Genomic DNA, 10573 nt, shown 5'->3' with positions numbered 1-10573 from the left:
CCCGGCTCCCGGCTCCCGGCTCCCGGCTCCCGGCTCCCGGCTCCCGGCTCCCGGCTCCCGGCTCCCGGCTCCCGGCTCCCGGCTCCCGGCTCCCGAAGCAGTCTGGACTGCGTCAAGCCACCCGGCGCCAGCAATTCACAAAAGCCGCAGCTGCTCCGCCTCCCCCGCTCGTTGTTCGGGCACCGTCGTCGCATCCGCTGCCCCAACCTCCCCGGATCGGTCCAGCTCCGCCCGGGTTTCCGAGTGCGCCCGAGGCACCCGCGGGTCCAACCCGTGTCGTCGCAGCAGCGGGCCGACCACCGTGGCCAGACGTTGTCGGTAGCCGCGGTCGGCGTAGCTTCCTCGGGCGTACAGGCGGCGGTATCGCGGGGCCAGCTCCGGGTACTCCCGCTTCAGCCACTCGGCGAACCACTCCCGCGCGCCTGGCCGCAGGTGCAGCGGCAGCACCGTCACCCTGGTCGCCCCGGCTTCGGCGAGTTGGGCGAAAAGCGGGTCGAGTGCTTCGGGGGAATCCGTCAGGTACGGCAGCACCGGTGCGACCATCACGGAGCACGGCAGCCCTGCGTCGGCAGCTTTGCGGATCAGGTCCAGCCGGGCTCGCGGGGTCGGGGTGCCGGGCTCCAGGCGGCGCTGCAGGTCACCGTCCAGCAGGGCCAGCGACACCGCCAGGTGCACCGGGACGTCCTTGCTCACCGACTCCAGCAGCGGCAGGTCCCGGCTCAGCATGGTGCCTTTGGTGAGGATCGAGAGCGGCGTCCCGGAATCGGCGAGTGCGCGAATGATCCCGGGCATCAGCCGGTACCGGCCCTCGACGCGCTGGTACGGGTCGGTGTTCGTGCCCATCGCGACCGGTTCTCGTTGCCAGCTCGGGCGTTTCAGTTGCGCGGCCAGCACTTCCGGGGCGTTGACCTTCACCACGACCTGGGTGTCGAAGTCCCGGCCAGCGTCGAAATCCAGGTACGTATGGGTGTTCCGGGCGAAGCAGTTGTGCGACACCATCCCGTCGGCGACGAAATCGCTGGTACCCGTGGTGATGTCGAACAGCGGCAACTCCAACCCCAGCGGCGAGACGCTGGTGACTGTGCGCCGGACTCCGCCGATGACAGTGCCGTCCAGCGAGCGTTTCCATTCGACCGCTGGGTCGACCAGGTGCAGGAAGCGCAGCACTTCGCCGGTGCCGCCGGTGAGACGAGCCTGCCGACGGCCGGGGTGCTGGCGGTGGCCGACGGTGTCGTAGCTGAACGAGAACCGGTCCAGCGCGGCGAACAGCATGTCCACCACTTCGTTCTCGTCGTGGGCGATGGAGAGCGTGCCGCGCCGGTAACCGCCGGCCAGGTCGAACAGGCCGGCCAGGAATCCGCGCGCCCAGTGGGCGTCCGGTTCCCTCGGGATGCGCATGAAACCCACTGACGAGCCGAAATCGGGCAGGTACGCCAGGGCTCGCGAGGCGGCGTCCGATTCGGCGGCGAAACCGCCTGAACGCAGCATTCCGCAGAGGTACCCCGCGCGGTAGCCGAGCGTGTCGTCCGGCGTGCGGGCGAACCGGCCGGCGCCGACCAGTTCCGTGCCGGGTTCCAGGCGCGGCCGTTGCGCGGTGCCGAGTTTGCTGCCGGTGACGTACTTCCAGCCGCGTGCGCTGAGGAACCGGTGGTCCGGTCCGGCGACGATCCGCGTGCCGTCGTCGAGCGTGACGCGGTAGGCCGGGCGCACCGTGGTCCAGTGCGCGAGCACCTCGGTGGGCACGAGCCTGCGCGCGACGCCGTGGCCGCGCGTGCCCATGATCCGGTCGCCCACGCGCAGGTCGGCGATCGGCTTCGAGCGGCCGTCGGCCATCAGGACCGGCGTGTCGCCTTCGAGGCAGTACGTGCACGCGTGCGAACACCCGCGATACGGGTTGACCGACCACCGGAACGGCACCGCGGACGACTCGGGCACACGGTTCAGCACGGACCGGGCGCGCACCTCGTGAAAGGTGACGCCGCCGAACTCCGGCGCCCGCACCGAGCGCACCACATCTCCGAAGGCACCGAGACCGGGGAGAGCCGACCCCTCCTTCCCCGCTCGCAACTGTTCCCAACGCACCCCGACAGTCGAACACATGTTCTAAAGCCGTGTCAAACATATGTTCGAACACCCCTCGAACGAGTCGTCCGGCGGGCTTGGCCGTGCGAAAACCGGCGGAGCTGAATGCACAGGCCGGATACCGTTTCCGCATGACCGCAACCACCTCCTACGACCGGCGGGCCTTCGCGGAGGCGTACCTGCTCGCGCAGGCATCGCCGGCCGACGACCTGGGCGGATACCGCGAGGAGGGACCGACGTACAACACCGCCCTGCACGCCCACCGCCACCAGGTGCTGACCGGTCTGCAGACGTTGTTCGGGCGCACCCTGTCGATGGAGAGCGCCGCGCCCGGCGAAGCACCGCTGCTCATGCTGTTCGCCAGTACCGTCAAGTCCTGTCTGGCACTGCGGACGCCCTGGTCGGACTACCTGGAGGCGGGCCTCGTCCACCGCAGGCTGGCCGAGGCGGGCGCCCGGGTCGACGAGGCGTCCGAGCGCGTCTCGCACCTGGCCGACGAATCCCGCGAGGCCCATCTGGACATCCTCGAGGAGCTGCTCCGCGTCCTGCTCGGCGACCGCGCGGACCTGGTGTTCACCTCTGCCGACCTGCTGGCCGCCGGCGTGGACGACACCCCGCCCGGCAGCCTCGGCTGTCAATGGGACATCGAGAACTACTGAGCCGCGCGGCAGCGTCCGGCTCAGCCGGCGAACCGCTCCAGAGCGCGGATCTTGTTCGTCGCGTCGAGAGCCGCCACCTTGTACGCCTCGGACAGCGTCGGGTAGTTGAACACCGCGTCCACCAGGTAGTCCACCGTCCCTCCGCAGCCCATCACCGCCTGGCCGATGTGCACGAGATCGGTCGCGCCGGTGCCGAAAACGTGCACCCCCAGCAACTTCCGGTCCGCCGTCGACACCAGCAGCTTCAACATCCCGTAGCTGTCCCCGGAAATCTGGCCGCGCGCCAGCTCGCGGTAGCGCGCGATACCGACCTCGTACGGCACCGACGACGACGTCAGCTGGGCCTCGGTCGCGCCGACATACGAGATCTCCGGGATCGTGTAGATCCCGATCGGCTGCAATGCGCCGATGTCGTTCGCCGGTTCGCCGAACGCGTGGTACGCGGCGAGGCGGCCCTGGTCCATTGACGTCGCCGCGAGCGCAGGGAATCCGATCACGTCGCCGACCGCGTACACGTGCTCGACCGCGGTCCGGTAGTGCTCGTCGACCTCCAGCCTGCCGCGCTTGTCCGCGCTGAGGCCCGCGTTTTCCAGCGCCAGCGCGCCGGTCATGCCCTGGCGGCCGGCCGAGTACATCACCGCGTCCGCCGGGATTCGCTTGCCGCTGACCAGCGTCGTCACGGTGGCGTCATCAGAGACCGCGACGTTCGCGACCTTCTCCCCGAACCGGAACGTGACGCCAAGGTCGCGCAGCTGGAACTTCAGCGATTCCACGATCTCGGGGTCGCAGAAGTCGAGCATCTGGTCGCGCTGCTCGACCACGGTCACCCGCGAGCCGAGCGCGGCGAACATCGACGCGTACTCGATCCCGATCACCCCCGCGCCCACCACGACCAGCGAGGACGGGATCGCCTCCATCGCCAGGATCTCGTCGGAGTCGAGCACGCGCGCGGCGTCGAAGTCGACGTGGTCCGGCCGCGCGGGACGGGTGCCGGTCGCGATCACGACGTAGTGGCCGGTGATGGTGCGCCGGTCGCCGCGGTGTTTGCCGTCGACCAGGACGGTGTGCGGGTCGGCGAACGAGCCGATGCCGCCGATCAAGTCGACGTGGTTGCGCAGCAGCTGCGCGCGCACCACCTGCACCTCGCGCCCGATGACGTGCTGCGTGCGCGCCATCAGGTCCGCGATGGTGATGTCCTGTTTCACCCGGTAGCTCGCGCCGTACAGCTCGCGCTGGTTCATCCCGGTCAGGTACAGCACGGCTTCGCGCAGCGTCTTGGACGGAATGGTGCCCGTGTTGACGCACACGCCGCCGACCATGTCGTGCCGGTCGACGACGGCGACTTTCTTCCCCAGTTTCGCCGCCGCGATGGCGGCTTTCTGCCCTCCCGGGCCCGAGCCGATGACGATGAGGTCGTACTCGTATTCGCTCACGGCCCTGAGCCTGCGCATATGCGCCGGTCAGCGCAAGTCCTCACGAACGCAAGGCACCTCGGCGGCGGTGCAGATCGGTGACCGATCCGAGCGCGGCGTCGAGTTCCTCGCGCAGCAAAGCGGCCTGCTGCGCGGCGACGTCCTCCCCCAGCAACGCGGCGACCCGTCCCTCCTCCAGCAGCGACAACGCCTCCCACGGCGACGACGCCAGCAGTCCGCTCAGAGCGCCTGCGTCGGGTGGCGACAGCTGCTCCGCTAGGCCAGCCGTACCCGCGGCGATCAGCGCGGCAACGACGAGATGCGGCTGGGCGTCCGCTCCCGCGAAACGGAACTCCAGCCGCGGCTCGGACGAGGTCCCGCACAACCGGATCGAGGACGTCCGATCGTCCGGTCCCCAGCGCAGTTCGCGCGGCGAGAACGGAGCGGTCCGGAGCCGGACGTAGCTGTTCCATGTCGGAGCCCACACTGCGGACAACGCGCGCGCGTCCCGCAGCACTCCGGCGAGAAAAGCACCCAACGCGAACGGAAATCCAACCGGTCCGTCTGAAGTGGACAGTGACAGGTGGACATGGCAGGAATTCCCCTGACCGGCTTCCGGCGCAGCCAGATAGTCGGCTTGCGCATCGTGCGCGGCGGCCACCCGCCGGGTCACCATCTGCAGCAGCAACGCGTCATCGCAGGCCGCGAGCGCGTCACGATGGCGCAGGACGACCTCGTACTGCCCCGGATGGCACTCCGCCCGCGCCGACTCCACGCCAAGACCGGCCGTCGCGGAGCGCAGATCCGCCAGCAGCGGCGTGAGGCGTTCGGTGCCGCCGACGGCGTAGTCAACACCATGCCCGGTGAGTGGATCCCCTTCCAGAGTACGGAAAACTACCTCGTGCTCGATCCCGATCGACGGAACCAGCCCGTGTTCTTCCAGCCGCGCCAACTGCGTCCGCAACACCGTCCGCGGCGCGAGCCCGGCCGGTTCGCCGGACGGGAACTCGGCGTCCCCGACCACTGCCCACGTCTGGTCCCCGAGCGGAAACGCCGTCGCCGCGTCGAGGTGCACGCGCAGGTCGCCGAACCCGCCGAGATACGGCTTCAGCGGGCCTGTCTCCGGAAGCGGCTCGCGCTCCGGCGTCCAGGCGAAAACGTAGCTGCAGAAGCCGTATCCGCTGTCCAGCACCTCGGCCGCGAAGGGCGCGGCCAGCTCGACCGCCGCGAACCGCGCGTGCGGATCTGGCACCAAAAGCATCAACCGCGCGCCGTCCTCGGCCAGCACTCGACGCAGCACCTCCGCGGCCGCCGAGCCCGCTTCGGCGCGCACGGCCAGCGATCGCGGCCCGACCGGACGGTCGAACGGGCTCACCACGCACCGTCCGGATCGGGCGCGTGCAACGGGTTCGGCACGCGACCCCAGCGGACGTCGAACTCGTCGTCGCGCTCGACCTTGTCGAAACCCTGCCCGGCGAGGTGCTCGCGGTTGAGCGTGACCCGCTCGACGTCCGGCGCGAACAGCAGGCAAGCGTCGAATCGCTCGGCCACCTCAGGGTTTTCGTCGCGGTAACGGCCGACTACTTGACGCACCAACGCCCAGAAGTCGCCGCGAGCCAGGTCAAGATCGTCCAGCAGCAGCTCCGCCCAAAACCGCAGCTGTCCGGAGAAAACCGAGCTGAACAGCGACTGGGCGAGCAAGTGCGCGGGCCAGCGCAACATGTCGGCATCGGCGTCCGGCGGAAGGTCCGCGTAACACGGCAGTTCCTCGTCCAGCAGGTCGACACCTTGCGCGAAGTCCTTGATCGCGACACGCAGCGGACGGCCGTCCGAGTCCACCACCAGCACCAGATTCTGACCGTGCGGGCAGAATCCGACGCCGTACTGGAGCAGCCAGTGCAGCAACGGCGTGAGCAGCAGATCGAACAGCCGCGACAGCCATGCCTCCGCACCGTCGCCGGACTGCGCGATCAGCCCGGTCAGCGCGGTTTCCCCGGCTGCGTCGCGGTACGGCAGCGCGGCGAACGAGATCGCCTGCTCCCCCTCGGCGAGCCGGGCGACGAGCGGCTCGCGCCACAGCGCGCCGAGCGTCTCGTGGAACCGGTACGGCAACTCCTCCAGCGAGCCGAACAGCGGATGCCGCACCGAAACGCTCGCGACCTCGCCGAGCAGTTCGAAGCGGTACTTCTCGGACAGCAACGGGTCGGCCGCGTCGATCCCGCGCAGCCATTCGGTGACCGACGGGCCGGCGAGCGTCGCCGCGGAGTTCAGGCCGCGGTAGACGAGCGTATTTCGCACGGACACGGCGGTTTTCACGTCACGGCGGTCGGGCCGGGAACGGTTGGCGAGCGTCCGTACTGTCTGATGTGGACGGTAGACGTCGCTGCTCTCCCCCAGCTCGGCCATCCGGCCGGTCGCCAGCTCGGCGGCGTAAAGCGTGCCGATGATTTCGTCGGCCTGCCAAGGATGCACCGGCACCCAGACGTAGTCGGCGAGCGCGCCGAGACGTGCCGTGCGGGCGGTGAACTCGGCGCGGGTCTGGTCGTCCAGTTCCTCCCGCAGCAGGGTTTCCGCGTCGAGCCCGGCGACGCTGCGGAACTGCGCAAGGTCGCGGTGCACGGCGTACCAGCGCAGCCGGATGTCGGCACCGGACTCGGGCGCGTAACGCGCGCGGTCGCGGGCCGAAAACCCGACGCGGCCCTTGTTGAGCACCAACCGGGGATGGCCGGTGAGGTGTCCGTCGGCAAGGTTGTAGTCCATCGTGGACAGTTCGGCGGCGGTCGGTGCGCGAAGCAGCCGGGTCGCCTCGTTGGCGACCGTCGAGGTCAGCTCGGCGAGGACGTCGGCCAGCCGGAGGCCGGTGAGGCCAAGGCGTTCACGTGCGTCGACGATCAGCGCGCGAGGGTCGTCCGCCGGAGCTTCCACACCGCGAGAGACCCGGATTGCACTGCCGGGCAACACTGTCCACGATTCGAACGCGCCTCGGCGTGCCTCGAAGCGGTACGAAACGTCGCTAGGCAGCTCGAGCCGCCAGCTGCGGTGCCCGGCCCGCGTCGGTTCGCCGGGCGTCGGCACCAGCATCGCTTCGTAGGACAACTCGCCGAGCATTTTGTGCGTGACGAGCGAGCCCGCGGCCCGCCAAGCGGCGTCGTCGGTCAGGGTCACTGGTCCTCCGTCTGGTCGAGGCCGAACGTGGTGAACGCCGTCCGCTCGGGCAGGTCGTACACCGGTTTTCCGCATACCGCGTTGAGAATGGCCGCGGCCCGCCACGCGCCGAGCCCGAGATCGGGCGCGCCGGGGCCGTGCGTGTGCCGTTCCGCGTTCTGCACGAACAACGGCCCGGGGACGTCGAGTTCGACGCGATAGTCGGCACCGATCACGAGCCGTCCTTGCGCGTCGCGGCGCACCGCTTCGCCAAGACCTTCCAGCAGCGGCCCGGTCGGCGTTTCCGCGTAGCCGGTGGCAGTGACCAGAGCGGACGTCCGGTGCACAGCAGTTGTTCCTTGCTGGACATGCCGCAACCCCAGCTCGATCTCTTCGCCGACGGTAGCGGACACCACCTCGACGCCCGGCGTCAGCACCGCGCCCGGCCAGCCGCCTCCGATGCTCCGGCGATACAGCTCGTCGTGAATCTCGGCCATCGTCTCGGCGTCAATGCCTTGGTACAGCTGCCATTGCGCCGGAAGAAGCCGGTCGCGCACCGGTTCCGGAAGGCTGTGGAAGTACGCCGTGTAGTCCGGGGTGAACTGCTCCAGACCGAGCTTCGAGTACTCCATCGGCGCGAAAGAAGTCGTGCGCGCGAGCCAGCGCAGACCGTCCACAGTAGACCTCGAACGCAACAGGTCGAGAAAAACCTCCGCTCCCGATTGCCCCGAACCGACGACCGTCACCGAATCCGCAGCGAGCAGCTCGGTTCGGCGGGTGAGGTAGTCGGCGGAATGCAACGCGAGCACCTCCGGTGCAGAAACCAAGGGCCGCAACGATTCCGGCACACTCGGCTGCGTGCCGACCCCGAGCACGACGGCCGCCGCCAGCACCGGTTCCACGCCATCGACGGTCAGCTCAAACGCCTCTTCGCTGTCGACCCAGCGCAGCCCGGTGACCTCGTGGCCGAACCGGCACGACGGCAGCCGCGACGCCGCCCAGCGCCCGTAATCGTCGTACTCGGCGCGCGGCAGATGGAACCGCTCGGCGAAGTAGAACGGCAGCAGCCGGCCGCGTTCGCGCAGGTAGTTGAGGAAGGAATGGCGGCTGGTCGGGTCGACGAGCGTCACCAGGTCGGCGAGGAACGGCACCTGCAGCGTCGCACCGTCCAGGAGCAGCCCAGGGTGCCAGCGGAACTCAGGACGTTCGTCGAACAGCACGACCTCCAGCTGGTCGAGCGGATCCGCCAGCGCGGCCAGCGACAGGTTGAACGGCCCGATCCCGACCCCGGCGACGTCGTAGCGCCTCATGAGGCGACCGGACTTTCCCGCGCGACAGTCGCACGCAGGCCAGCCGAAACTGTGGCCACCGCGTCGAGCAGCGCCGAGTAGTCGGCGGGTTTGGTGTGCGGGTGCAGGAGGGTAAGCTTGAGCCACAGCTGCGAAGCACCGTCCGCACCAGTCGGCAACGCGCCGCGACCGATGACCGCGGTGCCGTCCTCCAGCAACGTGCGCCGTACCTGCGCGACCAGGTCGTCTCCAGCCAACCCCGGCAACTCGTCCGCCGCCACCGGCCGGAAGACCACTGTGGACAGTTCAGGCGCGCCCCACGACCGCAACGCCGGATGGTCCTCGACCATCGCGTGCACGCCGGAAGCGTTGGCACAGCAGCGTTCCACGAGCGCCCCGATCCCGGACGTGCCGAGCGCGCGCAGCGTGACCGCCATCCGGAACGCGTCCGGACGCCGGGACGTGCGCAGCGAACGGCCGAGCAAATCGGGCAGTCCGGCTTCAGTGTCGTCGTCAGCGTTGAGGTACTCGGCGCGGACGGTGAGGGCTTGCAGATCGGTCTCCACGCGCGCGGCGAACACCCCGGCGGCAACGGGTTGCCAGCCGAATTTGTGCAGGTCAAGCGCGACCGAATCGGCTAACTCCAGGCCTGCGACGCGGGAGCGAAGGCTTTCGCTGCAGAGCGCGAGACCGCCGTACGCGGCGTCGACGTGCAGCCGCGCTCCGGTCCGGCGGCAGATCTCGGCGATCTCCGGCAACGGGTCGATCCGCCCGGTGTTCGTGGTGCCAGCGGTCGCGACGACCACGGCCTGCGCACCGAGCGGTGCCAACGCTTCGGCCAGCGCGGACGGGACCATCCGGTCGTCAACGCACGGCACCACGACCGGTGCGGGCAGCCCCAGCAGCCACGCCGCGCGGGCGACGCTGTGGTGCGAATTGGCCCCGCACACCGGGCGCGTGACACCGGATTCGCGAGCGAGCAGGAGGCCGAGGAGGTTGGATTCCGTGCCGCCGGAGGTGATCACGGCGTCCGGACGGGCGGCGTCCGGGTAGCAGAGCCGGGCGAGGCCGGTGGTGAACTCGCGCTCGATCTCGCTCGCGACCGGGGCCTGGTCCCAGGAGTCCATGGACGGGTTCAGCGCGGAAGCGACGACGTCAGCCGCGACGGCAACCGCCAGCGGCGGGCAGTGCAGATGCGCGGCGCACGCCGGGTCGGCCGGATCGGCGGATCCCGCGGCGAGCAGGGCGGAAAGCTCTTCCAGGGCTTGTTCGGCGCCCACCCCGTGCCGCGCGAGCCCGGAGGCCTGGCCGCGAGCGAGTGCCGCCGCCACCGCGACCGGACCGCCCGCCGGAACCGGACCACCGCGTTCGGCCGTGCCCGCCGCCATCCCGCGCAACGCCGCAGGCAGCAACTGGGCCAACCGGTCCGCTCCGCCGACACCTCCGGCCAGCCACTCCACCGAAGCCACGCCGACCCCGGGCCCGAAGGCCGCCGGCACTGAGGCCGCATCCGCCATGGAACCGCCTTTCTTAGGGTAACCTTGCCTTACCCTGCGCAACAATACGGATACCCACCGACAGCCCGCGAGCGGGGCCACACCCGCACCCAGCATGCTGGGCAAACAGCTCTGACGCGTCGCCCATCCAGGAGACCCGCGCTCCCCCGAACGCCGCACGACAACAACACCCGCCCAACCCACGCACCGCACCAAACGGCCGGTGCCCCTCCGAAAGAAGCACCGGCCCGTTCCCCGGTAAAGATCAGCGCACCGAAGCCAGCCCCCGCCCCCGCCAGAAGACATCGCCGCCGATCGTCAGCACCGCCGCCGTCAGCCCACTGCCCCCTAGGCCTACCCCCGCTCACAGCCGAACTCGACAACCTCGCCAGGAATCACCTCGACTGTTCCCTCCCGACCGAAACGCGGGATCGCGTCGGCGTGTCGAGGAGCAGCGTGCACGGCCCCCGGGCCGGGCGCGCTGCTCCTCG

At 70.0% G+C, this 10573-nt stretch carries 7 protein-coding genes; 1 reads left to right on the top strand and 6 read right to left on the bottom strand.

The genetic code is table 11. The features are described from left to right. Window positions 1-135 precede the first annotated feature (135 nt). A complete protein-coding gene (locus ACZ7OI_RS30860; RefSeq protein ID WP_470267621.1) occupies window positions 136-2100 on the bottom strand; it encodes an intein-containing Rv2578c family radical SAM protein in 1965 nt (654 codons plus the stop codon). Window positions 2101-2213: 113 nt separating this feature from the next. On the opposite strand from ACZ7OI_RS30860, the gene ACZ7OI_RS30855 reads away from it, so the two are divergent. Next, window positions 2214-2741: a hypothetical protein gene (locus tag ACZ7OI_RS30855; protein WP_470267620.1), complete on the top strand. Its 528-nt coding sequence runs from the start codon at window positions 2214-2216 to the stop codon at window positions 2739-2741. A gap of 20 nt (window positions 2742-2761) precedes the next feature. Here ACZ7OI_RS30855 and sthA read toward each other — a convergent pair whose 3' ends face one another. The 5 genes from sthA to ACZ7OI_RS30830 are packed head-to-tail and all read right to left on the bottom strand — an operon-like array spanning window position 2762 to window position 10103. Further along, the gene (gene sthA / locus ACZ7OI_RS30850; RefSeq protein ID WP_470267619.1) at window positions 2762-4192 is read right to left on the bottom strand and encodes a Si-specific NAD(P)(+) transhydrogenase; all 1431 of its coding nucleotides are present in this window, start codon (window positions 4190-4192) and stop codon (window positions 2762-2764) included. 22 nt (window positions 4193-4214) lie between these two features. Beyond that, window positions 4215-5528: a type I glutamate--ammonia ligase gene (locus tag ACZ7OI_RS30845; protein WP_470267618.1), complete on the bottom strand. Its 1314-nt coding sequence runs from the start codon at window positions 5526-5528 to the stop codon at window positions 4215-4217. After that, on the bottom strand, window positions 5525-7318 hold the full coding sequence (locus ACZ7OI_RS30840) for an IucA/IucC family protein (protein WP_470267617.1): 1794 nt from the start codon (window positions 7316-7318) through the stop codon (window positions 5525-5527). Before ACZ7OI_RS30840 ends, ACZ7OI_RS30845 begins: the two co-directional genes overlap by 4 nt. Continuing rightward, window positions 7315-8607, bottom strand: a complete 1293-nt coding sequence (locus ACZ7OI_RS30835; protein WP_470267616.1) for a lysine N(6)-hydroxylase/L-ornithine N(5)-oxygenase family protein — start codon at window positions 8605-8607, stop codon at window positions 7315-7317. The genes ACZ7OI_RS30840 and ACZ7OI_RS30835 overlap by 4 nt, the downstream gene beginning before the upstream one ends. Then, a complete protein-coding gene (locus tag ACZ7OI_RS30830) occupies window positions 8604-10103 on the bottom strand; it encodes a pyridoxal phosphate-dependent decarboxylase family protein (RefSeq protein WP_470267615.1) in 1500 nt (499 codons plus the stop codon). Before ACZ7OI_RS30830 ends, ACZ7OI_RS30835 begins: the two co-directional genes overlap by 4 nt. Window positions 10104-10573: the final 470 nt, after the last annotated feature.

The sequence above is a fragment of the Amycolatopsis sp. NPDC114503 genome (assembly GCF_055633655.1).
This window is presented reverse-complemented; position numbering and strand designations above follow the sequence as displayed.

Excerpts from the sequence above, each read along its gene's own strand:
- ACZ7OI_RS30860 (WP_470267621.1), bottom strand. The coding sequence starts at position 2,100 with ATGTGTTCGACTGTCGGGGTGCGTTGGGAACAGTTGCGAGCGGGGAAG.
- ACZ7OI_RS30855 (WP_470267620.1), top strand. The coding sequence starts at position 2,214 with ATGACCGCAACCACCTCCTACGACCGGCGGGCCTTCGCGGAGGCGTAC.
- sthA (WP_470267619.1), bottom strand. The coding sequence starts at position 4,192 with ATGCGCAGGCTCAGGGCCGTGAGCGAATACGAGTACGACCTCATCGTC.
- ACZ7OI_RS30835 (WP_470267616.1), bottom strand. The coding sequence starts at position 8,607 with ATGAGGCGCTACGACGTCGCCGGGGTCGGGATCGGGCCGTTCAACCTG.
- ACZ7OI_RS30830 (WP_470267615.1), bottom strand. The coding sequence starts at position 10,103 with ATGGCGGATGCGGCCTCAGTGCCGGCGGCCTTCGGGCCCGGGGTCGGC.